Annotated in this window: 24 protein-coding genes and 2 tRNA genes; 5 read left to right on the top strand and 21 right to left on the bottom strand. The window is 70.2% G+C overall.

Annotation, left to right across the window (positions count from 1 at the left end; translation table 11 throughout):
- Positions 1-9: 9 nt before the first annotated feature.
- The 19 genes from RYH80_RS05190 to RYH80_RS05100 all read right to left on the bottom strand — a co-directional run bounded on the left by RYH80_RS05190 (position 10) and on the right by RYH80_RS05100 (position 15,248).
- Positions 10-2,568 carry a CheF family chemotaxis protein gene (locus tag RYH80_RS05190; RefSeq protein ID WP_370902798.1) on the bottom strand — a complete coding sequence of 853 codons (2,559 nt, stop codon included), beginning with the start codon at positions 2,566-2,568 and terminating at the stop codon, positions 10-12.
- 206 nt (positions 2,569-2,774) lie between these two features.
- Entirely contained in the window at positions 2,775-3,905 is a 1,131-nt protein-coding gene (locus RYH80_RS05185) for a Gfo/Idh/MocA family protein (protein WP_370902797.1), read from the bottom strand.
- A gap of 4 nt (positions 3,906-3,909) precedes the next feature.
- Positions 3,910-4,878, bottom strand: coding sequence for a sugar phosphate isomerase/epimerase family protein (locus tag RYH80_RS05180; protein WP_370902796.1), 969 nt, complete (start codon positions 4,876-4,878; stop codon positions 3,910-3,912).
- Between the two features lie 434 nt (positions 4,879-5,312).
- Complete coding sequence (gene rpsB / locus RYH80_RS05175; protein WP_370902795.1) at positions 5,313-6,155, bottom strand: 30S ribosomal protein S2; 843 nt, start codon at positions 6,153-6,155, stop codon at positions 5,313-5,315.
- A complete protein-coding gene (gene eno, locus RYH80_RS05170; protein WP_370902794.1) occupies positions 6,152-7,363 on the bottom strand; it encodes a phosphopyruvate hydratase in 1,212 nt (403 codons plus the stop codon). Before eno ends, rpsB begins: the two co-directional genes overlap by 4 nt.
- Positions 7,364-7,552 (bottom strand): DNA-directed RNA polymerase subunit K, encoded by a 189-nt coding sequence (locus RYH80_RS05165; protein ID WP_370902793.1) that lies wholly within the window; start codon positions 7,550-7,552, stop codon positions 7,364-7,366.
- Entirely contained in the window at positions 7,549-7,743 is a 195-nt protein-coding gene (locus tag RYH80_RS05160; RefSeq protein ID WP_370902792.1) for a DNA-directed RNA polymerase subunit N, read from the bottom strand. Before RYH80_RS05160 ends, RYH80_RS05165 begins: the two co-directional genes overlap by 4 nt.
- Positions 7,744-7,755: 12 nt before the next feature.
- Entirely contained in the window at positions 7,756-8,154 is a 399-nt protein-coding gene (locus RYH80_RS05155) for a 30S ribosomal protein S9 (RefSeq protein ID WP_370902791.1), read from the bottom strand.
- Positions 8,148-8,597, bottom strand: coding sequence for a 50S ribosomal protein L13 (locus RYH80_RS05150; protein WP_370902790.1), 450 nt, complete (start codon positions 8,595-8,597; stop codon positions 8,148-8,150). Before RYH80_RS05150 ends, RYH80_RS05155 begins: the two co-directional genes overlap by 7 nt.
- Positions 8,594-8,956 (bottom strand): 50S ribosomal protein L18e, encoded by a 363-nt coding sequence (locus RYH80_RS05145; RefSeq protein ID WP_370902789.1) that lies wholly within the window; start codon positions 8,954-8,956, stop codon positions 8,594-8,596. Before RYH80_RS05145 ends, RYH80_RS05150 begins: the two co-directional genes overlap by 4 nt.
- A gap of 251 nt (positions 8,957-9,207) precedes the next feature.
- A tRNA-Leu gene (locus RYH80_RS05140) sits at positions 9,208-9,292 on the bottom strand.
- Positions 9,293-9,412: 120 nt separating this feature from the next.
- Positions 9,413-10,162, bottom strand: a complete 750-nt coding sequence (locus tag RYH80_RS05135; protein ID WP_370902788.1) for a DNA-directed RNA polymerase subunit D — start codon at positions 10,160-10,162, stop codon at positions 9,413-9,415.
- Between the two features lies 1 nt (position 10,163).
- The gene (locus RYH80_RS05130; protein ID WP_370902787.1) at positions 10,164-10,556 is read right to left on the bottom strand and encodes a 30S ribosomal protein S11; all 393 of its coding nucleotides are present in this window, start codon (positions 10,554-10,556) and stop codon (positions 10,164-10,166) included.
- Positions 10,557-11,081, bottom strand: coding sequence for a 30S ribosomal protein S4 (locus RYH80_RS05125; protein ID WP_370902786.1), 525 nt, complete (start codon positions 11,079-11,081; stop codon positions 10,557-10,559).
- Positions 11,078-11,602, bottom strand: a complete 525-nt coding sequence (locus tag RYH80_RS05120; RefSeq protein WP_370902785.1) for a 30S ribosomal protein S13 — start codon at positions 11,600-11,602, stop codon at positions 11,078-11,080. Before RYH80_RS05120 ends, RYH80_RS05125 begins: the two co-directional genes overlap by 4 nt.
- A gap of 18 nt (positions 11,603-11,620) precedes the next feature.
- Positions 11,621-11,704, bottom strand: a tRNA-Ser gene (locus RYH80_RS05115).
- Positions 11,705-11,970: 266 nt separating this feature from the next.
- Positions 11,971-13,581 carry a sensor histidine kinase gene (locus RYH80_RS05110; protein WP_370902784.1) on the bottom strand — a complete coding sequence of 537 codons (1,611 nt, stop codon included), beginning with the start codon at positions 13,579-13,581 and terminating at the stop codon, positions 11,971-11,973.
- A 300-nt stretch (positions 13,582-13,881) separates the two neighbouring features.
- Complete coding sequence (locus RYH80_RS05105) at positions 13,882-14,331, bottom strand: Lrp/AsnC family transcriptional regulator (protein ID WP_370902783.1); 450 nt, start codon at positions 14,329-14,331, stop codon at positions 13,882-13,884.
- An 86-nt stretch (positions 14,332-14,417) separates the two neighbouring features.
- A complete protein-coding gene (locus tag RYH80_RS05100) occupies positions 14,418-15,248 on the bottom strand; it encodes an inositol monophosphatase family protein (protein ID WP_370902782.1) in 831 nt (276 codons plus the stop codon).
- A gap of 111 nt (positions 15,249-15,359) precedes the next feature.
- Here RYH80_RS05100 and RYH80_RS05095 point away from each other — a divergent pair, with 111 nt between their 5' ends.
- Positions 15,360-16,223 (top strand): TIGR01548 family HAD-type hydrolase, encoded by an 864-nt coding sequence (locus tag RYH80_RS05095; RefSeq protein ID WP_370902781.1) that lies wholly within the window; start codon positions 15,360-15,362, stop codon positions 16,221-16,223.
- Positions 16,224-16,241: 18 nt separating this feature from the next.
- Here the strand turns inward: RYH80_RS05095 and RYH80_RS05090 are convergent, their stop codons facing one another.
- The gene (locus RYH80_RS05090) at positions 16,242-16,787 is read right to left on the bottom strand and encodes an Lrp/AsnC family transcriptional regulator (protein WP_370902780.1); all 546 of its coding nucleotides are present in this window, start codon (positions 16,785-16,787) and stop codon (positions 16,242-16,244) included.
- A 450-nt stretch (positions 16,788-17,237) separates the two neighbouring features.
- Between RYH80_RS05090 and RYH80_RS05085 the strand changes: the two genes are divergently transcribed.
- The 4 genes from RYH80_RS05085 (at position 17,238) to RYH80_RS05070 (ending at position 21,609) form a co-directional block, all read left to right on the top strand.
- Positions 17,238-17,825: an NAD-binding protein gene (locus RYH80_RS05085; RefSeq protein ID WP_370902779.1), complete on the top strand. Its 588-nt coding sequence runs from the start codon at positions 17,238-17,240 to the stop codon at positions 17,823-17,825.
- Positions 17,822-20,011 (top strand): amino acid permease, encoded by a 2,190-nt coding sequence (locus RYH80_RS05080; protein ID WP_370902778.1) that lies wholly within the window; start codon positions 17,822-17,824, stop codon positions 20,009-20,011. The genes RYH80_RS05085 and RYH80_RS05080 overlap by 4 nt, the downstream gene beginning before the upstream one ends.
- Before the next feature lie 140 nt (positions 20,012-20,151).
- Positions 20,152-20,832: an NADPH-dependent F420 reductase gene (npdG, locus tag RYH80_RS05075; protein ID WP_370902777.1), complete on the top strand. Its 681-nt coding sequence runs from the start codon at positions 20,152-20,154 to the stop codon at positions 20,830-20,832.
- A gap of 132 nt (positions 20,833-20,964) precedes the next feature.
- The gene (locus RYH80_RS05070) at positions 20,965-21,609 is read left to right on the top strand and encodes an adenylate kinase (RefSeq protein ID WP_370902776.1); all 645 of its coding nucleotides are present in this window, start codon (positions 20,965-20,967) and stop codon (positions 21,607-21,609) included.
- Between the two features lie 77 nt (positions 21,610-21,686).
- On the opposite strand, the gene RYH80_RS05065 is transcribed toward RYH80_RS05070, so the two are convergent.
- The gene (locus RYH80_RS05065) at positions 21,687-24,065 is read right to left on the bottom strand and encodes an AMP-binding protein (RefSeq protein ID WP_370902775.1); all 2,379 of its coding nucleotides are present in this window, start codon (positions 24,063-24,065) and stop codon (positions 21,687-21,689) included.
- Positions 24,066-24,092 lie beyond the last annotated feature (27 nt).

Genomic DNA, 24,092 nt, shown 5'->3' with positions numbered 1-24,092 from the left:
GACCGATCGTCAGACGTTCACGTCGTCGAGTTTCTCGTTGACGGCCGTCTCCCCGAGCGCCGAGAGCCCGGCGTCGTCGCCGGCCGTCTTCACCAGTCCCTTCTCCTCAAGTGTCGTCAACACGTCGCCCACGCCGTCCGGGTCCACGTCCACCAACATCCCCGGGTCGACGCCGTCGCCGACGGTGTACAGCGCGACGAGCGCCTCCTTCTCCTCCTCGGAGAGCTCCAGCGCCTCGATCCGTCGCTCGCGCCGCCGGTACTCGTGGGTGAGACGCCGCTTGAGCAGCCGGTAGGTCCGCTCCGTCGCGGCGCTGATCTCCGTCGTGATCGGCGTCTCGTCGATGTCGTCGGCGTAGTGGGCCACCTTCACCGCGTCGCGCATCCCGTCGCCGACGGTCTGGCGACCGCGCTCGACGTGGACCAGACTCGTCGGCTCGACCGTCGCCAACGGCTCGTCGGCGACGGTGAGTTCCCGATCCGGGAGCCCGGCGACGCGCTCGACCGGCGAGAGATCCTCCTCCTCGCTCTCGTCGTCGTCCGTCCCGAGTTTCGCGAGCAGTTCGCGGTCCACGTCGGCGTCGGCGTCCACCTCGGGCAACTCCGGCTCGTCGTCCTCGGCGGGACGGATCTCGTGGAACGCGATCCGCCGCCCCTCGACCGAGACCTCGCAGGGGCGTGGGAGTGCGGTCGTCACGCGCCCACCCTCCTTCGCCGGGTGCGTGACGGTTGCGCGCGTCCCGTCGAGGAGTGTGGCGAACACCTCCGTCGCGGCGTCGATCTGTTTCCGTCCGGGGAACTCCCCGACGGCCAGTCGTCTGTCGCCGTCTCGCTCGTAGGCGACGCCGACCGTGTCGTCGAACACGTCCTCGAAGCCGTCGGGGACGTAGTCGACGGCTACGTCCACCACCGCCGAGAGTGGGATCGTCGTCGCGTCACCCTCCCGACCGACGAACAACAGTTCCTCGGCACCCAACACGACGTGCCCGTCCGTCGGTTGGCCGCCGTCGACGCCGTCGACCACGAACCGCGTCGACTCCTCGGCTCGAACCGGCCCCGTCACACGTTCTCGCGGGTCGAGCGACGCCGAACCACCTGTGCCGACGGTCACCTCGTCGCCCGAGTCGGTCCCGTCGTCGTCACCCGTCGTCTCTCCGGATCTCCCCGCCTCGTCCGCGTCGGTGCTCGTCGTCTCCGTGTCCGCACCCGCCGTCCCTGCCCCCGTCCCCGAGGTCTCGGGCCCGGTCGGGTCGGGGTGCACCCCGCTCGTACGGTCTCCCCCGGGCGCCGGCCCACCTCCACTCGTCGGCGTTCTCGTCTGTGCGGGTGTGTCGCCTCCGGCCGAGGTGTTCGGTCGAGTCGACCCGTCCGTACTGGCCGAAGTGTTCGGTCGAGCCGATCCGTCCGTACTGGCCGAGGTGTTCGGTCGAGCCGATCCGTCGGTCTCGGTCGCCGCCGACCCGGCCGAGTTCCGTCGTCGTTCGACCGCCCCGCCGTCGGAGACGGACTCCGGCAGACTCCCGCTCCGACCGACACCCGGCGGGGTGCCCGCGGCCGTCGCGTCCCCGCGCCGCTCCCGTTCGCGGTCCGCCACCCAGCCGGGTAGCGTCGACAGCGTCGCGGTCCCGTCGACACCGACCCTGACTCCCTCCGCGCCAGGATCGAGGTACGACGGCACGTCGTGGCGCGCCCGGTCGTAGTCGCTGTCCGCGCCCGGCTCCCGCGGTCGGGGGTTCGAGACCGGACGCGGCGCCGCGTCGTCGTCGGCTCGGGTCGCGCGGGCGGCGGCGTCGACCGTCCGCGGATCGAACGGCTCGTTCGCGAACGGCGTCGGATCGACGACCAGCGGCCACTCGCTCGCAGACAGTCCACCACTGGACACGCTCGCCGCCGCGTCCGTGCCCTCGACGGCCGCCGCGAGTCGCGTCGCCGCGCCGTCGCCGTACCGCCGGACCACCCGCTCCGCGACGGCCCGCTCGACCCCCAGCAGCGCCGCCAGGTCCTCGGCCGACACGCCGGCCGCCGCGAAGACGCGTGCGGCCGTCGCACGGAGTCGGTCTGGACCGACGCCGTCGGGGTCGAGTGCCGGCGCTGCCTCCGCCGCCGCGGCCAGCAACACGCGCCGCGAGTGGTCGTCTCCCCCGGCGGACCACGCCGGAGCCGCCTCGTCCTCGCGCCGACGGTCGACGTGAGCCGTGACCGCCGCACTCAGTCGCCGCGACCACCCGAACGACACGGTCCGGCCACCGTGTGGTGACTGCCAACACGTCTCGTACAGTGTCGCCAGCGCCGACTGCTCGCGTCCCTCGGCGCGACGCCGCGCGGTCCGACAGCAGGCCGCACACGCACACGGTTCCGACTCGGGGACGCGGAGCAACCCCCGGTCCCAGTCGACCCACCCGTCGTGGAGGTGTGCCTGCTCGTCGAGGGAGAGCCCGAGCCGACCGCCCAACAACACCGTACAACAGGCGTCGACACGGTCGTCGGAGTCCGACAGTGACACCGCCCCGCGGTACAGCGCGTACGCCGCCGCCGGGGACAGCGGCTCGGTTGCGCCCTCGAAACTCATACTGAATGTCGTGTGGTCGCACGGATATTAACGGCTGTGGTCGAATCTTCCGTCGTGTCGTCGCGGCGGCTCCTCGGTGTGTCGTCGCGGCGGCTCCTCGGTGTGTCGTCGCGGCGGCTCCTCGGTGTGTCGTCGCGGCGGCTCCTCGGTGTGTCGTCGCGGCGGCTCCTCGGTGTGTCGTCGCGGTCCGTGGCGACTCGCCACCGTCACTCTCCGTCGACGCGGACCCACTCGCCGCGCTCGTCGGCGCGTTCGACGGCGTCCAGCAGCCGTTGGACGGCGACCCCGTCGGCGACGGACGGGGCGAACGACTCCTCGGCGGCGACCGCCGAGAGGAACTCGTAGTTCTCGTGGACGAACGCGTGTTCCCAGCCCAGCACGTGGCCCGGCGGCCACCAGTGGTCGACGTACGGGTCCGACTCGTCGGTGACGAGCACCGTCTCGTACCCCCGCGCCTCGCCGGTCTGCACCCGTAACTCGTTGAGTCGTTCCAGCGAGAACTCTAAGCTCCCCGCCGTGCCGTGGATCGCGACGGTGTGGTCGTTGTGGTGCCCCTCCGCGACACGGGACGCCTCCAGCGTCCCCATCGCGCCGTTCGCGAACGCCACCTGCGCGGAGTATGCGTCGTCGACCGTCACCGGCCGGGTCTCCGGGTCTCCCTCCTCGACGGGGCGCTCCTCGGTGAACGTCCGGAGGTGTCCCGAGACGCGCTCGATGGGGCCCGTCCGGTCGCCGACGAGGAACCGCACGAGGTCGAACGTGTGGGCACCCAGGTCGCCCAGCGCGCCAGACCCCGCCCGTTCGGCGTCCGTCCGCCACGTCCACGGCGCCGTCGGGTCCGAGAGCCAGTCTTGGAGGTACCGGCCACGGACCTGTCTGATCTCTCCCAACTCGCCGGCCGCGATCAGTCGCCGTGCGTACTGTGTCGCCGGGAGGAACCGGTAGTTGAACGCCACCCCCGCGACCGCGTCGCTGTCCCCCGCCGCGCCTCGGACGCGCCGAGCGCCCTCCAGTGTCGGCGCCAACGGCTTCTCACACAGTACGTGGGTGTCGGCCTCGAGTGCCGCGACCGTCGGCTCGACGTGGAGGTGGTTCGGCCCGAGGTTGTAGAACACGTCCACCGTCTCGACCACCTCTCGCCAGTCCGTCGCCGTCCGTTCGAAGCCGAGGCGGTCGGCGGCCGCCGCGAGTGCCTCCTCGTCGCGCCCGACGAGCACCGACAGCTCCGTCTCCGGTGCCGACGGGAAGAACGTCGGCAGCCGCTGGAGGGCGTTCGCGTGTGCCTCGCCCATGAACCGGTACCCCAACGCACCGATCCGCAGTGGCTCGTCCGTCATCGTCTCACTCCGTCCAGAACGTCTCGCCCGGCTGCGTCTCGAACGTGACCCGCTGGAGGAACGCGACCGCCTTCTCCAACCCCTCTCGCGAGGAGGTGAGTGCGTCCTCGTGTTCGATCGAGAGCGCGCCGTCGTACCCCGCCAGCCGCAGCGCGCTCACCACGTCGCGCCAGTGCCCCTCGTCGTGGCCGTAGCCGACCGTCCGGAACAGCCACGACCGCTCGCTCGCCGCGCCGTAGTCCGTCGTGTCGAGCACCCCCTTCTCGCGGGCCACCTCGTCGACGACCTGCGTGTCCTTCGCGTGGACGTGGTGGATCGCGTCCGCCTCGCCCAACAGTCGGATCGCCGCGACCACGTCGATCCCCTGCCAGTAGAGGTGACTCGGGTCGAGATTCGCGCCGATCCGCTCGTTCGTCACCTCGCGCAGCTCCACGAGCCCGTGTGGCTCGTACACCAGCATGTTCGGGTGCATCTCGATCGCCACGTCTACGCCGTGTGCCGCGGCGTGGTCGGCCAGGTCCGTCCAGTACGCCTCCGCGACGGACCACTGGTACTCGAGTGCCTCGGCGTGTTCCGGGGGCCACGGCGCGGTGATCCAGTTCGGGACCGTGTCCTCGGGGCCGCCTGCCGGCAGCCCGGAGAAACACGTCACCGTCCCCACGCCGAGGTCGCCCGCGAGTTCGATCGCCTCCCGGAGGTGCCGGTCGGCCCGTGCGGCCCGCTCCTCGTCCGGGTGCAGCGGGTTGTCGTGTGTCGCGAGCGCGCTCACCGAGAGGTCGTGTGCGGCGAGATCGTCGCGCAACTCCTCGCGGGCCGCCGGCTCGGCCAGCAGTCGCTCGCGATCCGCGTGCGCCTCCCCGGGGTGTCCGCCGACACCCAACTCCACCGTGTCGACGCCGAGTCCACCGAGGTACTCGAACGCCTCGCGGCGCGACGACTCTCCCAACGGCACCGTGAGTACTCCGACATCCATACCTCGCCGTACGCGTCCCGTCGGGTATAGTTGGGGGCCCGGCGTGTGGCGGTACTCGACCCACACGCGCTACGACACACCACACACGACACACGATCCACGACACACCACACACGACACACGATCCACGACACACCACACACGACATACGATCCGCGACACACCACACACGACATACGATCCGCGACACACCACACACGACATACGATCCACGACACACCACACACGACATACGATCCACGACACACCACACACGACACACGATCCACGACGCACCACACACGACACACGATCCACGACGCACCACACACGCCACACGATCCACGACGCACCACACACGCCACACGATCCACGACGCACCACACACGCCACACGTCGGCGTCGCCACTGGCGAGGAGGCGCCGAGAGAAACCAGCGGTCGAAGGCAGTGGCGTCTAGATGTCCGCTTCGAAGTCGTCCAGCGCGTACGTCGGCTCCGCCCCGCGGCGGTCCAGCGTCTCGTTGGCGAGCAGCCAGTAGACGACCGAGAGGGCGCGACGCCCCTTGTTGTTCGTCGGCACGACCAGGTCGACGTTCGAGACCTGGTTGTTGGAGTCACACATCGCGATCACGGGGATCCCGACGGTGATGGCCTCCTTGACGGCCTGCGCGTCGCCGATCGGGTCCGTGACGACCACCACGTCCGGCTCGATGTAGCCGTCGTACTCCGGGTTCGTCAGCGTCCCCGGGATGAACCGCCCGGTGCGTGCGCGGGCGCCGATGGCGTCCGCGAACTTCTCGGCCGGGAACCGACCGTACTGCCGCGAGGAGGTGACCAACACCTGCTCGGGGTCGTACCCCGCCAGGAAGTTCGCCGCCGTCCGGATGCGGCCGTCCGTCTGGCTCACGTCCAGCACGTACAGCCCGTCGTCGCGGACGCGGTGGATGAACCGCTCCATGTCCTGCGTCTTCTGCTGGGTCCCGATGTGAACCCCCGCCGAGAGGTAGTCCTCGACCGGGATCAGCAGGTCCGCCTCGTCGTCGGGCATCACGTTCTCGTCGAAGCGCGGGCCCGCCTCTTCCTCTTCGTCGCCGTCGCCCTCGGCGGCCGCCTCGCCGGCACCCGCCGCGTCGACCGGCTCCGCGGCGCCGGCGTCGCTCGCCTCGCTCGTCTCCGGCGTCTCGTCGGTCGTCTCCGCCGGCTCCGTCGCCGGCTCGCTCTGTTCGGCCTCCGTCTCCGTCCCCTCGGCGGCCGCCTCGGGGTCGGCCTCGTCTGTCGTGTTCTCGCTGTTGCTCATACGGCGTCCTCCGCGATTCGAACCAGTTCGTTCAGCTTGGCAGTTCGCTCGCCGCCGACCGTCCCCGTCTTCACGAACGGGGCGTCGGTCGCCACGGCGAGGTGTGCGATGGTGGTGTCCTCCGTCTCGCCCGAGCGGTGTGACACGACCGCGTCCATCCCGGCACGGTGGGCGCGCTCGACGGCGTCGAACGCGTCCGTCAACGTACCGATCTGGTTGGGCTTGATCAGGATGCTGTTGCCGGCACCCGTCTCGATCCCGCGGTCGAGCCGCTCGACGTTGGTCACGAACAGGTCGTCACCACACACCAGCGTCCGGTCGCCGACGCGGTCGGTCAACTCGGCGAACCCGTCGAAGTCCGTCTCGTCCAACGGGTCCTCGACGTACGCCAGGTCGTACTCGTCGACGAGCCCGGCGATCCAGTCGCGCTGTTCGGCCGGCGTCCGCTCGGTGTCGCCCGCGCGGTACACCTCCGCGTCGGCGTCGTACATCTCCGAGGCCGCCACGTCGAGGCCGAACCGGATCTCGAAGCCGCGCGCCTCGGCGACGCGGTCGACCGCCTCGTCGACGACCTCGAACGCCTCGGCGTCGTCGATCGGCGGCGCCCACGCCCCCTCGTCGCCCTTCGCGGCGGCGATCCCGCGCTCGTCCAACACGTCTGCGACGGCCGCGTGGACCTCCGCGTTCGCGAAGACTGCCTCCGCGACCGACGGCGCGCCGACCGGCGCGGCCAGGAACTCCTGGATCGCGGTCGCCTCTGCGGCGTGTTCCCCGCCGCCGACGACGTTGCCCAACGGCGTCGGGAACGTCGTCTGTGCCCCGCGGAACGAGCCACCGAGGTGCTGAAACAGCGGCAACCCGACCGTGTCCGCGCCGGCCTTCGCCGCCGCCATCGAGATCGCGACCGCCGCGTTGGCGCCGAGCTCCGAGAAGTCGTCCGTCCCGTCGGCGGCGTGGAGTGCGGCGTCGACCTCCCGCTGGTTGCCCGCGTGGACCGCCCCGACGAGTCGGGGGACGGCGTGCTCGCGAGCCGCGGCGATGGCCTCACTCGGCGGTCGCTCGACGGCCTCGAACTCGCCCGTCGACGCCCCGGAGGGCGCCGCCGCGCGACCGAAGCCGCCCGCCTCGGTCAACACGTCCGCCTCGACCGTCGGGTTCCCCCGCGAGTCGAGCACGCGACGCAACGAGACCGCCTCGACGAGCGTCACCTACCGGCCCTCCCGGCGCACCGTGAACGGTAACACGCCGGCGTCGTACTCCTCGGCCGCGATGAGGATCGGTTCGCTCTGCTCGGTCTCGACGAGCACCGGCGCACCGTACGCCACCTGCAGCGCTCGCGCCCCGAGGATCCGGGCCTTCTCGTACCGGTTGTACCGCTGTGTGGAGTTGCCGCTCATTGGTAGGGACTCACCACGTCGACCAGGTCGGTGTGACTCACCATCATGCGCCGACAGCAGTGCCGGTCGACGCCGAGTTCGTCCAGCACCGCGCCGGGGTCCTCGTCACCCTCGCGGGCGCGCTCCTTGAACTCCTCCCAGTCGTCACCGATGACGGTACCACACGTGAAACACCGGACTGGGATCATCATGGGTGGATCACCTCAGCGGTACGACTTCTGGTAGCGGGCCCGCGCACCGGGGCCGCCCCACTTCTTCGGTTCGGACTGGCGGTCGTCGTTCACCAGCAGCGAGCGGTCGAAGCTCATGAACGCGTCCCGCAGTTCGGCGTCCCCGAGGTGTTGGACGAGCCCACGGGCGACGGCCGTCCGCACCGCGTCGGCCTGCCCCGAGAACCCGCCGCCCTCGACGGACACCGAGATGTCGACCTCGTCGCGGAGGTCGTCTTCGAGGATGCGGAACGGCTCCAGCATCTTCAGTCGTGCCTGTTCCGGCTCGACGAGCTCCACCGGCGTGGAGTCGATACGAACGCGGCCCTCGCCGTCCCGCACCGTGGCACGGGCGACGGCCGTCTTCTTCTTCCCGGACGTGTTCGTTACCATGTGACGTTCGCTCCAAGGTCCTCGGACACCGCACCGAGGGTGGTGAAGTTGATGTTCGACAAGCGATCCAGCGAGGTGCCCTCCAGCACCTCCGCCTCGAAGTCGTCGTCGTCCGCGTACGGGTTGCCCACGTACACGCGGACCGACGAGAACGCCTCGCGGCCACGCGGCTTCTTGTGGGGCAACATCCCGCGGATCGAGCGCTTGAAGATGCCGTCCGGACGCCGCGGGTACGCCGGCCCGCGGTCCGAGCCGACGTCCCGCCGCTTCCGGAACGTCTCCAGCGTCGACTCCTCGTTGCCGGTGACGACGGCGCGCTCGGCGTTGACCACCGCGACGGTCTCGCCGTCGAGTGCACGCTGTGCCACCTTCGAGGCGACGCGCCCGAGGATACAGTCGCGGGCGTCGACGACGACGTCCGCGTCGAGTTCTGCGACGCTCATCGGATCACCCGCACGTTCGAGCCCTCTGGGTTGTTCGACAACGCTTCCTCCAGTCGGATCGCGTCACCGACCTGGTCGATCTTCGTCTCGGCGGTGCCGGAGAAGTTCACCGCCGCGACGGTGACCTCCTTCGTGAGCACGCCGGAGCCGAGCACCTTGCCCGGGACGATCACCGTCTCGTCGGCGTCCTCGTCTGCGTACCGCTCGATGCGACCGAGGTTCACCTCTGCGTGGGTGCGGCGCGGCTTCTCGAGTCTGTCCGCCACGTCGCGCCACACACCGGCGTCGGTCTCGCGTGCGACCGACTTCAGCTCGGCGACGAGATCCTGTAGTCGTGGATTGGTCTTGCTGCTACTCATAGTGACCTCCTGTGTGTCGTGAGACGCCGGTCGCGACACGGGCGTCGTGGACACGCGTGTCCACGATCGACCCGTCTACGACCGCCCGTTCCAGGTGAACGGTCTCAGGGAGATTTCGCTGTGTCTCGTAGTTCGTCGGTAGAACGGAGTGCAGGGAGCAGGACTCGAACCGTCGGGAGACGCGAGGCGACTCCCGGGGCTCGAATCCGTCCGCTGCACTCACGGCTCTCCCGTGTGGTCGAGCCGAGAAGTGCAGGGAGCAGGATTTGAACCTGCGGATCCCTATGGAACGGCGCCCTGAACGCCGCGCCGTTGGCCAAACTTGGCTATCCCTGCGTGCACTCCGTCGTTGCGCGGCTCCCCGTAAACCAGTTTCGATCGGACACGACCGACCGACGGACCGGTGGCCCGTCGTCGGGCGTGCGCCGTGGTGTGTGGTGGAGCCGTACATCGGTCTCAGACTGCGACTGCGTCTGCCAGTTCGTCCGCGCGGTCCTGCAGGGACTCGACCGCACGCACCAACAGTTCCTCTGCGGACAACGAGCCGTCCGACTCGACGTTGAAGACGAACGCCCCCGGCACGTCCTCGACGCGGACCTCCTTCCCCGGGTACCGGTTCGTGAGGTCGTTGTCGAACTCGTCCGTGTGGAGCACCTCGCCGTCCTCCGTCTCGATCACGCCCCGGAGGATCTGCGGCTCCGGCTCGTCGAACTCCTCGCGGTCGCCGACGACCTCCACCCGCTGGAGGTGTCGGTAGCCGACCCCGACGCCACCCTGGTGTTTGGCGTGGTCCTTGCCGGTGTCGAGCACCGCGTCGGCCTCGAACTCCAGCCGTTGCCCCTCCTTCAGCTCGATGATGGGGATGTCCTCGTCGGCCGGCTGGACGCGGTCGTCCGCCGTCTCGAGGTCGCCGGAGTACGCCGTCCCCGGCCCCTCCTTCTCCAAGGCGAGGGTGACGGTGTCGCCGACCTCGTAGTCCGCCAACGGGGTGGTCAACGGCACCAACCCGAGCCGGAGGCCGACCATCTCGTCGAACATCACCGAGGAGTTCTCCACGAACCGCACCGTGTCGACGGAGAACGTCGGCACGTCGGCGATCATGGCTCTCCTGACCCCGTTGGCCGTCGCGGGCGTGAGCCCACGGATCAGCACACGGGCGGAGCGATCCTCGCGCGTGACGAACGACACGTCGAACTCGTCTGTCATGTCAGAGACGGTTCTTCTTGGGTGCGCGCGTCCCGTCGTGCGGGATCGGAGTCACGTCCTCGATACGACCGATCTCCAGCCCCGCGCGGGCCAGCGCCCGGATCGTCGGCTGGGCGCCCGGCCCCGGCGACTTCTGTGCGTTGCCGCCGGGTCCGCGCACGCGGACGTGGACGCCCTCGATGCCCTCGGCCTGAGCCTCCTCGGCCACCTTCTCGGCCATCTGCATCGCGGCGTACGGGGACGCCTCGTCGCGGTTCTGCTTCACGACGGAGCCGCCCGAGGACTTCACGATGGTCTCCGCGCCGGTCACGTCCGTGATCGTGATCAGCGTGTTGTTGAACGATGCGAACACGTGGGCGACGCCCCACTTGTCTTGTGCCTGTGACTCGCTCATCTATTGTCCCTCCGCTCGTTCGGGGTGTAGCTCGTCCGCGAGCGGACTCGTCTCGTCGAAGCTCACGGCGTCCTCCTCGTGGACCTCGACCTGGTAGCCGGGTCGCGTGACCCGTGCGCCGTCGACGGTGACGTGCCCGTGGACGATGAACTGTCGCGCCTGCTCGGTCGTGTTCGCCAACCCCTGGCGGTACGCGACCGTCTGGAGTCGCCGTTCGAGCACGTCGGTCACGTCCAACGACAGGACCGCCGACAGGTCGTCGGTCTCGTCGAGGATCCCGACGCGCTGGAGACTCTCGACGAACTCCGCGCCCGCGGTCTCGGCGGCCGCCAGGTCACCCTGCGCGTCGCCGATCAGCCGTCGCGCCTCGCGCCGGTAGTTCCGCAGTTCCGACTGTGCGCGCCACAGCTCCTCTTTGTTCTTGAGACCGTACCGCCCGAGGAGTTCCGACTCCTCGGCGATCCGCTCCTCCTGGTACGGGTGGTTCGGCGTCTCGTACCGCTTGGTGGACTCGCCGGTCGTCATTCCTCGTCACCTGCCTCTTCGGCCTGCTCTTCGCGGATCTCCTCGACGTTGACGCCGATGGTGCCCTCCGTCCGGCCGGTGGACTTGGTTCGCTGTCCACGGACCTTCTGGCCGCGCTTGTGGCGGACACCGCGGTAGGAGTCGATCATCTTCATGCGGTTGATGTCGTGGCGACGCGCCTCCTCGAGGTCGGACCCCACCTCGTGGCTGGTCTCGCCGGAGTAGAACTCCTTCTGGCGGTTGACCATCCACTCCGGTGCGTGGTCTGCGAGGTTCTCGACGACGTCGACGACGCCCTCGATCTCCTCGTCGTCGAGGCGACCGAACGTGGCCGTCCGGTCGACCTCGGCGGTCTCGACGATGAGGCGGGCCGCACGCTGGCCGATACCCTTCATCTCGGTGAGACTACGCTCGACTGTCTTCGTCCCGTCCAGGTCGGTCTGGCCGATCCGGACGAAGTACTGGAGGTCCTCGTCGTCCTCCTGCTCGTCTGGCGTGTCTCGGTGGTCTTCTGCACTCATGTCTTGTGGTCTAGACAGCGTTGCGGCGGGGATTCGAACCCCGGAGGCTTACGCCACTGAGTTAGCAACCCAGCGCCTTGGGCCAGGCTAGGCTACCGCAACTCGGCTGTCGTATCGTCGCCCGTCTCCGGACTCGGGGTCTGCACCCCTACAGGTCTGCGTTCGGACGCACGCCTGTCCACCACTTAAGCGTCACGGACACGCCACCGGATCGTCACGGAGTCACACGCCGTCGGCGCGGACCGCGAGTCCCGTGCCGTCGGCGGATCTCGGCCCCCGACGTGTCGGCACGGCGTCGGTCCCTCGTCTCACTCCGTCGCCGAGCCGACCCCCTTCGCCTCACTCCGTCGCCGAGCCGGCCGGTCGGCTCACTCCGGGCCGGGGAGTTCGACGAGGACGGTGGTCCCGTCGTCGGTGTCGGGGAAGTGCAAGCTGCCGTCCGACCGGTCGACGACCCAGCGGACGAGCCACAGTCCGGCGCCGCTGCCGTGTTCGAGGTCCGTCTCGCGGTCGCGCTCGATGGGTTCGACCTCGTGGTCCGGGATGCCCGGTCCGTCGTCGCGCACCTGCAGTCGAACGCGGTCGCCACTCCGGGTCGCGGACACCTCGACCCGCGGTACCCCGTCGTCGTGTTCGATTCCGTTCTCGACGAGACACCGCACTGCGAGCGGGAAGTCACTGTGTGCCCGGACGGTCACGCCGTCGGGGACGTCCGTCACGAGCGTCGCGTCCGGGTGACTCTCGTCGAGTCCCTCCGTCACCGTCCGCACCGTCTCGGCCACCTCGAACGTCCGGATTCGGTCGGCGTGGTCGACGACACGCTTGATCTCCCGGACGCGCTCGCTCGTCGCAGCCAGCCGCTCGGCGGTCCGCTCGACGGTGTCCAACAGGTCGGCCCGCCGCTCGGGGTCGGCCTCGCGCGCCTCCGCGGCCGCCCCGCCGATCACGTTCAGGTCGTTGCGGAGGTTGTGGCGCAACACGCGCGACTGCACCTCCTTCAACAGGTCCAGCTCCGCCTGTCGCCGTCGGAGCTGCTCGCGCGCCTCGATCCGGTCGTACGCCTCCCCGACGCTGGCGGCGAGCAGTTCGGCCAACTCCATGTCCTGCTCGTCGAACATCCCGACCCTGTCGTCGACGGCGGCGAACACGCCCGCGTCGCCGACCGGCACCACCAGTCCCGACCGGAACGACTCGTGGGCGGGGTTGGCGACCGGGTGGTCGTGGGCGTCGTCGACGACGAACGACTCGCCCGTCTCGACGACGTGGCCCGCGACGCCCTCGTCGGTCGCGAACATCTCGTCGCCCGTGTCCAGTGGCGTCTCCTCGGAGGCGGCCTCTACCCGGAACACGCCGTCGTCCTCGCGCGCGAGCAGACACCAGTCGAACTCGAGGATGTCGCTGGCGGCCTCGACGGCAGCCCACAACAACGTCCCGCGGTCGGTCACCGACTCTAGCGACGTGGCGACCCGGTGGAGTCGCTCGATCTTCCGCTTCGACTCCCGCAGGTCCCGCTTCGACCGGATGCGCGCCACCGCCTCCCGGATGTGGACGGCCAACAGTTCCGCCAGTTCGACGTCCGTCTCGTCGTAGTAGGCGGGCTCGGTGGAGATCGCCTGCAACACGCCGATGTCGCCCAGCGGCACCGACACGCCCGACGCGAAGGAGTCGTCGGACGGCTCGGACACCTCGTCGTCGGCCGCATCCTCGATGAGGAACGACTCCTGGGTCTGGTACGTCTCGCCGAGTGCGCCCTTGTCGTCGGGGTACGTCTCCAGCGTCACCGACGTGTCGTTCTGTGCGACGGGGCGCAACTCCCCGTCGTCGGCGACGAACACCCCACACACGTCGAAGCCGAGCACGTCTTCGCCGGTGTCGACCGCCGTCTGGTACACCTCCTCGGTCGTCGTGGCGTTCGCGATCTCCGAGGCGGCCAAGTGAAGCGCCTCCAACTTGGCCGCCTGCTCCGCGCCGATGCTCACGTGCGAACCGTACCGCCACCTGGGGATAATAGTTTCTCACGTGAATACGTCCGTAGACTAGTAGAACCAAACTCGATCGGCGAGCGAACTCCGGTCCGGACCCGTGTGTCCGCGTGTCCGTGATCGGTCGCTCGAGAGTCGTGTCGTGTCCCGTGGGTGATCGTGTCGGGAGTCGCGTCGTGTCCTGTGGGTGATCGTGTCGGGAGTCGCGTCGTGGCTCGTGGCAGTCGTGTCGGGATTCCTCTCGCGTCCCGTGGAGGGTCGTGTCGGGAGTCGCCTCACGTCCCGTGGGTGATCGTCTCAGAAGTCGACGCCGTGTTCCTCGTAGTCGGTGTCGAGGACGACCATCGTCTGCGAGCGGTCGAACCCGTCCATGTCGGCGATCTGTTCGAACATGAGGTCCCGGAGTCCGTCGGTGTCCTCCGCGTACACGCGCATCATCACGTCCCACTCTCCGGTGGTGAGGTGGATCTCCCTGACGCCCGGTACGTCGCGGAGCCGCGCCAGCGACTCGTCCTCGTGGCCCTGCTCGACCCGGAGGCCGACCAGCGCGGAGACGCCGTACCCCACCGCGTCCGGGTCGACGGCGGCGTGGTAGCCGTCGATCACGCCCGTCTCCTCCATCTGCGAGACGCGCTCGTGGACCGTCGCGCTCGACATGTCGATCTCGCGCGCGATCTCCGAGAACGGCGTCCGCGCGTCTCGCTGGAGGATCCGGAGGATCTCCCGATCCGTCTCGTCCAGTTCCATGCGTGACCCTGCCACGCGTGTCCACTTCCCGATTTCGGACGGCGATCCCGGGCGGTGTGGACACCTCGACCCCGGAGCCGATCGCCCTACAGTTCCGCGTCGATCTCGCGAGCCGCGGCGAGCACCTCGTCGTGGAGGTGGCCGTTCGAGGCGACCAGTCCTCGGTCGCCGACGCGCCACCGCTCCCCGTCGAGGTTCGTCACGCGCCCGCCGGCAGTCCGCACGAGGTGGACTCCGCCGACCGTGTCCCACGGGTTACACTCGACGTTCGTGACCACACCCTCCAGCGAGCCGGCGGCGAGCCTCCCCAGCGCCGCCTGCGCACACCCCGGTCGCCGGAGGTCCGCGAACCGCGAGACGATCCCCTCGCAGGCCCGGGCGTACTCCGCGCGCCGCTCCGGCGGCCACCACACCGTCGGCACCACACAGCCCAGTCCGGGCTCCGTCACGTCGCTGACCGTCACCGGCGTCCCGTCGCGGTACACCGCCTCGCCGTCCGTGACGTACGTGTCGCCCGCCGCCGGGAGGACGTTCGCGGCGGCGACGGGCTCGCCGTCGACGACCGCCGCCACGGCGGTAGCGAACGTCCGGAGTCCTCTGACGAAGTTGTTCGTCCCGTCGACGGGGTCGACCACCCACGCCGGTCCCTCGTCGGGCACGTCCTTCCGGAGGTCTCCCTCCTCCCCGACGAGTTCGTCGTCGGGGTACGCGTCCGCGACCGTCTCGACGACGGCCGCCTGTGCCTCCCGGTCGGCGACCGTCACCACGTCCGTGTCGCCGCCCTTCGTCTCGACGGCCACGTCCGAGCGGAAGTGCTCGGCCGCCACCGACGCCCCCGCTCGTGCGGCCTGCAACGCCGTCTGCGCTCGTGCCGTCGTCAGCTCGGCCGCCACGTCCGACCCACTCGTCTCGGTCATGGCCCGGTCGTAGACGAGTCACCGGTGGAAAGTCCGTCGTTTCACCGCCTCGAGCCGTGCGGCGACCGCCGAGCACAACACCCAAGCCCGCCGGCCGCATCACGACGAGCGATGCAGGTCGACACGGTCGTCCTCGACGTGGACGGGGTGTTGGTGGACGTGGCGGACTCCTACCGCCGCGCCGTCGTCGAGTCGGTCGCACGGGTGTACGACGCCGACCCACCGCGGGCGGCGATCCAACCGCTGAAGGACGCCGGCGGGTTCAACAACGACTGGCTCGTCACCGACGCGCTCGCACTCTACGTGTTGGCGCGCCGCGAGGGGTACGACGCCGACCCCGAGGCGTACGCCGCCGCGATCGCGGACGCCGGCGGCGGGCGCGAGGGGGCGCGGTCGGTCCTCGCGGCGGCGCTGGGCGACGTCGCCGACACCGTCGAGCGGGCGTGGGACCCCGACCGGCTCCGCGACACCTTCCAGGCGCTGTACCTCGGCGCGGACCTGTACCGCGACCTCGAAGGGGGCGAGCCGCCGGTGGAGACGACGGGGTACGTCCACGACGAGCCGGTGCTCGTCGACCCGGAGACGGTCGCGACCCTGACGGACCGCTACCCGGTGTGTGTCCTCACCGGTCGCCCGTCGGCGGAGGCCGACATCGCGCTCGACCGCGTCGGGCTCGACGTGCCGGCCGAGCGACGGTTCACGATGGACGACTGGACGGCGGGGAAACCGGACCCGAGCGCGCTCACGACGCTGGCCGAGCGCACCGACGCCGAGCGGGTCGCGTTCGCGGGCGACACGCTGGACGACGTACGGACGGCGACGAACGCCGACGCCGTCGACGACGAACGAGTCTACTACGGCGTCGGCGTCCTGACCGGCGGGTTGACCGGCGAGTCCGGGCGTGCGGCGTTCACCGAGACCGGCGCGAGTCTCGTGGTCGAGGACGTGAACGAGTTGCCTGAGCTGTTGGCGTAGGCGGTCGAACGAGACGAGTCACCCCGTCGTGTCGCCGTCGTCTCCGTCTCGGCCTGGACTCTCGTCGTCTCCACTCCCGTCCTCGTCTCCGCCTCTCGTCTCCTCGCCTCGGAAGCCGTGGTACGGACAGACGTACTCCTCGCGGACGAGTTGCTCGTCCACGACGGTGAGTCCGAGTTCGTCGAGTTCGGTCGCGATCCGGTTGAGGTCGTCGTGTGACTCCCCGATGGCGTTGACGTAGACGTTGCGCTCCCCCGTCATCACCTCTCTGACGGCGGTCACACCCTCGATCCGACGAGCACGGCTCGCGAGGTCGTCGCGATCCGGCACCGTCGCGGTACAGACGATCTTCGTGTACAGTGGGTAGCCAGCGCGTTCGTAGTCCACGTCGACGTGGTACCCGCGGACGATCCCGCTGTCCTCGAGTTCGTTGAGTCGCGTCCGGATCGTGCTCGGCGACAACCCGAGCGCCTCGCCGATCTCCCGCGAGGACGTCCGTCTGGCGTCCCGCTGGAGGTGGTACAGGATCTGCTCGTCGACGGAGTCCAACTCGCCGTCTCTCATCTCCCTCTGGTAGGCCACGCGACGGGTATAGGTCTGTCTCCCGCGCGACGCCCCGTCTCGTCGACTCGTCCTCGGAACCTGTGTCGTGGCTCCGTCGACAGCCGTGCGTCCAGTGGCGCGCCTCTGCCGACCCCGGCGCGCCCAGTGATGTGGTTCTCCCGACGCCGACGCACCCAGTGACGTGGTTCTCCCGACGCCGACGCACCCAGTGACGTGGTTCTCCCGACGCCAGCGCGCCGGTACCGCGAGTGGTCCCCGACCGGCGACCGTACCGCGTCGCCGCGTCCGACGACAGGCGTCGTTCACCGTCGACCGTACCGTCGATCACGAAACCGGATTGAGAGCCGACTCTCGTGACGGATCGTCTTCAAAACCGCGTCGTTTATGCTGTTCCGTCTGGTAAGGTCGGGTGACTCTCGCCACGCGGGGTGGCGACGGACGGTGACAACCGTGACACGAACTCACACGAGCGGAGACGAGTCGACCGCCTCGGCTGCGGGAGCCACTCACGTCGTGGTGGGTGGGGGACGCGTCGGTGCGGGTATCGCCGAGCGACTGCGTGCGGCGGGGTACGCCGCGACCGCCGTCGACGATCGACCACTGGACCGGGAGCGAGCGCAGACGGCACTTCCAGAGTCGGAGCCTACGTCACGCTTCGGGGGAGACTCCGCCGGAGACGGTCTCTCTCGGGACGGTGCCACACCACGCGACGAGGACGCTCGACGGACCGGCGACACGCCGGGAGCCGTCGCCCGGCCCGACGACGGTCCGGCTCTCGGACCGATCGCCCCGGGAGACGGCGCGTCGACGGACCCGTTGGACACTCCCGGTGTCGACGGCGCCTCGACGCTGATCCTGGCGACGCCCTCGGACCGGCGGAACTTCATGTTGGCACAGTTGGCGCGTGCCCGGTTCGAGACGCCACGGACGGTCGTCCTCGTCCACGACGACCGGCGGTGTGAGCCGCTCGCGGAGGCCGGCCACGAACCGCTGTGTGTGACCGGGACGCTCGCCGACAGGCTCGTGGGGGACCTGTGAAGGACCTCGAACGGGACCTCGGACTCCCGTCCGTCCTCGCGATCAGCATCGGCGCGATGGTCGGGAGTGGCATCTTCATCCTCCCGGCACTGGCGCTGGAACTCGCCGGTCCGATGGTGATCCTCGCGTACGCGCTGGCGGGCCTGTTGGTGCTCCCGGCGGCGCTCTCGAAGTCGGAGATGGCGACCGCCATGCCGGAGGCCGGCGGCACGTACGTCTACATCGAACGCGGGATGGGGCCACTGCTGGGGACCGTCGCCGGCGTCGGCACGTGGTTCTCGCTGTCGTTCAAGGGCGCACTCGCGCTCGTCGGCGGTGTCCCGTACCTCCTGTTGTTGTTCGACCTGCCGCTCCAGCCCGTCGCACTCGGACTCGCGGCCGTGTTGATCCTCGTCAACCTCGTCGGCGCGGAACAGACCGGCCGCCTCCAACTGGCCGTCGTCACGGTGATGCTCGCGGCGCTCGGCTGGTTCGCCGCCGGGAGCGCCCCGAGCGTCGCCCAGGGGAACTACGCCGGCTTCTTCGACTCGGGTGTCGGCGGGCTCGTCGCCGCGACGGGGCTCGTCTTCGTGTCGTACGCCGGCGTGACGAAGGTGGCGAGCGTGGCCGAGGAGGTCGAGGACCCCGACCGGAACATCCCGCTCGGGATCCTCGGCTCGCTGGCGTTCACGACGCTGCTGTACGTCGGGATCGTCGCCGTGCTGGTGGGTGTGACCGACCCCGGCAGCGTCGCGGGCTCCGCGACGCCCGTGGCCGTCGCCGCCGAGGCGACGCTCGGGACGGCGGGCGTAGTCGCGGTGATCGTCGCGGCCGTGCTCGCGCTCGTCTCGACGGCCAACGCGGGCGTGTTGTCCGCGTCGCGGTACCCGTTCGCGATGAGCCGCGACCGACTCGTGCCGGCGTCGTTGTCCGCGGTCGGCGACCGCTTCGGGACGCCGACGGCCTCGATCACGCTCACCGGGGCGGTGTTGCTCGTGTTGATCGCGTTCGTGCCGATCCTCGAGATCGCGAAACTCGCCAGCGCGTTCCAGATCCTCGTCTTCGCGCTGGTGAACCTGGCCGTGATCGCCTTCCGCGAGGGCCGGAGTGACTACGACCCGTCGTTCACCGCCCCGCTGTACCCGTGGGTACAGCTCTTCGGTGTCGTCGCGAGTCTGCTGTTGTTGACACAGATGGGGACGGTGGCGTTGATCGGTGCCGTCGTCATCGTCGTCGGGAGCGTCGCTTGGTACGTCGTCTACGCGCGTCCGCGGATCGACCGCCCGAGTGTGACGCTCGGTGCAGCCCCCCGCGGTGACGCGTCGGAGCCGACGGTGCCGGTCGACGGCGTCGACACAGCCGTCGACGGAGACACGCGCCGCGACGTGCTCGTCGCCGTGACGAAGCCACTCGGCGACCTCCGCGAGCGATCGTTGATCGAACTCGCGGCGGATCTCGTCGGCCCCGACGGCCGCGTCTCCGTCGTCCGGTTCCAGGAGGTGCCCGACCAGGTCCCGCTCACCGAGGCGGTGACGGTGCAGTCGTCGGCGGACCGTGCCTTCGAGCGGCGTGTGGAGACACTCGCCGAGACACTCGGCGTCGACGTGGTCGCCGACGAGGTGGTGAGCCACGACACGAAACACGCCGTCGTCAACGTCGCCGAGTCGCGCGGTGTCGACACGATCGTGACGGAACACGAACCGCTGCGGCTCCGGTCGCGACTGTTCGGCGACCCGGTGGACTGGATCGTCCGCCACGCACCCTGTGACGTGTTGCTCGTCGACAACCTCGGCTACGAGTCGCCCGAGAGCGTCGTCGTGAGTGGGTGGAGTGTCCCCTACCACCCGCTCGTCGTCGAGGTCGGGACGACACTCGTGGAGGCCGACGACGGCGTGCTCTCCCTGTGGGCGCCCGGTGCCGCCGCGACCGCCGACGGAGACGACTCCGCGGACGCACTCGCGGCGTACGCAGAGACACTCGCCGCCGAGTTGCCGGTCCGCGTCCAGTCGTCCTCCGTGCTCACCGACGGCGGCCTCCCGGCCGACCCCGACGTCGTCGTCCGAGAGCGCCGCGACCGACGACTCCGTGGCCTCCGCACCCGCGGCGAGCCCCCGACTCGGGCGTTCGGCTGCACGACCGTCACGGTCTACCCGCACTCGCCACGCGGAGAGGGACTCGTCGCCCGACTGCGTGCGTTCCTCGGTTGAGGTTCCGCCCGGCCTGGCGGTCCGTGTCGGATCGCGTCGGACCGCCGCGATCCGAACTGGTCGACTACCACTGCGGCGGGGGACTGGCAACCCCGTCCGGTCACGCAACCCTTACCCGGGTCTCGGCCTCACGAGACACTATGCGAATCGCACTACTCGGCGGCACCGGCGACGTGGGTGAGGGGCTCGCGGTCAGGTGGGGACGCGACACGGACCACGAACTGCTGGTCGGGTCGCGGGACCCGGAGCGAGCACGCGAGGCGGCGACGGCGTACGCCGAGACGGTCGCGGCCGACACCGGTGGCGACCCGGACGACCTGGCGATCAAGGGGTTCACCAACGAGATGGCTGCGGATCGGGCCGAGATCGTCGTCTTGGCCGTCCCGCCGTACCACGTCGCCGACACCGTCGAGACGGTCGCGGACGGGTTGGACGCCGACGACGTGGTGGTCACACCCGCAGCGGGGATGCAACGGGACGAGGACGGCTTCTCGTACCACCCGCCGGGAACCGGGAGCGTCGCCGCACTCGTCCGCGAGGAGACGCCCGACGCCGTCCCGGTCGTCGGCGCGTTCCACAACCTCGCCGCCGGGCGGCTGGCGGCGCTGGACGCCCCGTTGGGGATCGACACGCTGGTGTTCGGCGACGCCGACGACGCCGTCTCGCGGATCGTCCGCCTCGCCGAGGAGATCGACGGCCTCCGCGCGCTGCGTGCCGGCGGGCTCGGCAACGCGCCCGAGGTGGAGTCGCTGACCCCGCTGTTGATCAACGTCGCCCGGGAGAACGACGACCTCCACGACCTCGGCGTGCGGTTCGACTGACGGCGAGGCGTCGAGTTCGGTGGGAGATCACGGCGTGCGCGTCGCCAGACGACCACGACGGATCGGCCGCCGACCACGACGGATCGGTCGAACTTCCGCACACCTTTTACCGTGGCCGCCGACGCTGCGCGTATGAGCGACGACCACCGCGTGCTGTTGTTGGGACCGCCGGGTGCAGGCAAGGGGACACAGGGCGACCGGATCGCCGACCGCTACGACCTCGACGTGATCACCACGGGTGACGCGTTGCGGAACAACAAGGAGATGGACATCTCCGAGTTGGGGTTGGAGTACGACACGCCGGGGGCGTACATGGACGCGGGCGAACTCGTCCCGGACGCCGTCGTCAACGAGATCGTCGTCACCGCGCTCGCGGACGCCGACGGCTTCGTCCTCGACGGCTACCCGCGCAACCTCGACCAGGCGGAGTACCTCTCCGAACAGACGGAGTTGGACTACGTCGTCTTCCTCGACGTGCCCGAAGCCGAACTCGTCGACCGCCTCACCGGCCGGCGGGTGTGTGACGACTGTGGCGCGACGTTCCACGTCGACTTCGACCCGCCCGCGGAGCAGGGTGTCTGTGACGACTGTGGCGGCGAGTTGGTCCAACGCGAGGACGACACGGAGGAGACCGTCCGCGAACGACTCCGCGTGTACGCCGAGGAGACGGAGCCGGTCGTCGAGCACTACCGCGAACTCGGCTCGCTCGTCGAGGTGTCCGGCGAGGGGACGCCCGACGACGTGTTCGACCGCTTCGTCGACGTGATCGAGAACTGATCGCGGCCGCGGGCGACCGTCCCTGGACGGCTTCCTACGAGACGACTCTTCTTCGACCGGACCGACTCGTGTCGGAGCTACGCGTCCGGCTCGCCGTCGCCGGTGTCGTCGGTCTCGTGGCGCTGCTCCGTGCCACCCGTGTCACCCGCGGTCGTCTCACCGTCGGCACCCGACGCGGTGTCGGAACCCGCCGCGCCGTCGGCACCCGCCGCGCCGTCGGCACCCGTCGCGCCGTCGTCGGCAGTTCTGGCGCCGTCGTCGGCACCCACTGCGTCGTCGTCGAAGCCGAGATCTGCCGGATCGTCGGCACCACTCTCCGTCGCCGCCTCGACCAGGTCTGCCGGGTCGTCCGACGACTCCGACTCGGTTCGCGTCTCGTCGTCGGCTGGAAGGGACTCGGCTCTCTCACCACCACCGGCCGCCGTCGGTTCGTCCGCGGCCGCGTCGTCGCCTCCCGCCTCCGTGTCGCCGTCCTCCCCCCTCGCCTCTGCACCCGCACCGGTCTCCCTGCGCGGCTCGTCGCCCGTCGCCTCCGCGTCGTCCACGTCGGAGTCGGATTCAGACTCCACGTCTCTTGGCTCCGACTCCACGTCTCCTGGCTCCGACTCTCGTGTCTGTTCGTCGGCGGTCTCCGGTCCGGTCGCGTCCGCCTCACCCGCCTCCGTTCCACTCGCACTCTCGTCGGCGGGCTCCACGTCGCTCGTCTCCGCGTCCCCGATAGCGGACTCGGCGGCCGCCGCCAGCCGCTCGCGGACGACCGGCCGCTCGACGGTGCCGGAGTCGGTCCGCGGGAGGTCGTCGGTGAAGCGGATCGTCCGCGGGATCTTGAATCCGGCGAGCCGTTCGCGACAGAACTCCTCGACGTCTGCCGCGGTCGTCGACTCGTCGCCGCGGACGACGAGCGCTGCGACGCGCTCGCCCCACTCGTCGTCCGGGACACCCACCACCGCCGCGTCGACGACCGACGGGTGGTCCCGCAGTGTCGTCACCACCTCGCCCGGGTCGACGTTCTCGCCGCCGGTCAGGATCCGGTCGTCCTTCCGGTTGAGCACGTAGAGGTAGCCGTCCTCGTCGCGGTACCCCACGTCGCCCGTCCGGAGCCCGTGTTCGCCCATCGCCTCGTCGGTCGCCGCCTCGTCGCCGTAGTACCCGGACGTGATCGTCGGCCCGTCGACGACCAGCTCCCCGACCTCGCCCGCCGGCAGTGCGGTGCCGTCGTCGTCGCGGACGGTCACCTCCGTCCACACCAGCGGTCGCCCGACGGTGCCGAGGTGGTCGAACGCCTCCGACGGCGTCGCGACGGTGATCCCCGAGGCCGCCTCCGTCATCCCGTAGGTGGGGTGGACCGGGACGGAGTAGTCGCGACAGCGTTCGAGCAGTTCCTCCGGTGCCGGCGCGCCGCCGAGCAACACCACGCGCAGCGAGTCCGACAGCGTCCCGCGTGCGTCCAGCATCCGCTTGAGCATCGTCGGGACCAGCGACACCCCCGTCACGTCGTACTGCCGGATGTCGTCGGCCGCCCCGCCGGGATCGAACTCCGTCCGGAGGACGACGCTCGTCCCCGCCAACACCGCCCGGTACAGCGGCATCAGTCCCCCGGTGTGGTGTGGCGACAGCGTGAGCAGGTACCGGTCCCCGGGGTCGATCCCGAGTCGGAAGCCCAGCGCCACGGCGGACCGCCGGACGTTCCCGGCCGACAGCGTGACGAGCTTCGGCCGCCCCGTCGAGCCGGACGTGAACAGGTACACCAGCGGGTCCGACGGCGTCCAGTCGTGGCGGTCGACCGCCACCGGCTCGACCGACTTCAGGTGGGCGACGCGCTCGCACTCCGGTTCGTCGAGCGAGAACACCGGCACCTCGACGACCGGCCCGTCGTCGCCGTCGGCCTCCGCCTCGTCGATCTCGACGGTCTCCTCCGTCCCGCCGTCCGTCTCCGAGGACTCGTCGGGGTCGTCGGCGTCGTCGGACTCGTCGGTCTCGTCGCCACCACTCCCGTCGCTCGCTGCGTCGTCTTCCGTCTCGGAGGAGTGGTCACCCCCGGAGTCGTCTGGTTCGTCTGACGCCTCGTGGGTGTCGTCGTCACCGGCGATCAGTTCGTCGCCGTCGGCGGTGACGGCGACTGCCTGGCGTTCCGTCTCGGCGCCGACGAGGACCGCGGTCGGGTCGGCGCGGTCGAGTCGCGGGCCGAGTTCCGCCGCCGTCAGCCGGTCGGAGACGGGGACGAGTCGCACCCCGAGTCGCATCGCGGCGTGAACCAGTGTCACGTACTCCACGCGCGTGTCGAGGTAGACGGCGAGGTGGTCACCCGCCTCCAGTCCCAGCGCCGCGAGACTCCCGGCCATCGCCTCCGCGGCTTCGTCCAGTTCCTCGTAGCTCCACGTGCGGCCCGATCCCGCCGCGACGAGTGCCTCCGCGTCCGGCGTCGACGCGGTCCGGTGGGCCAGCCAGTCGCGCATACTCGCCGCTCCGGCCCGGGACGACGT

The organism is Halobaculum sp. MBLA0147, assembly GCF_041361345.1.
GTDB lineage: Archaea > Halobacteriota > Halobacteria > Halobacteriales > Haloferacaceae > JAHENP01.
The sequence above is the reverse complement of the archived record's forward strand: the minus strand, read 5'-3'. Positions and strand labels throughout refer to the sequence as shown.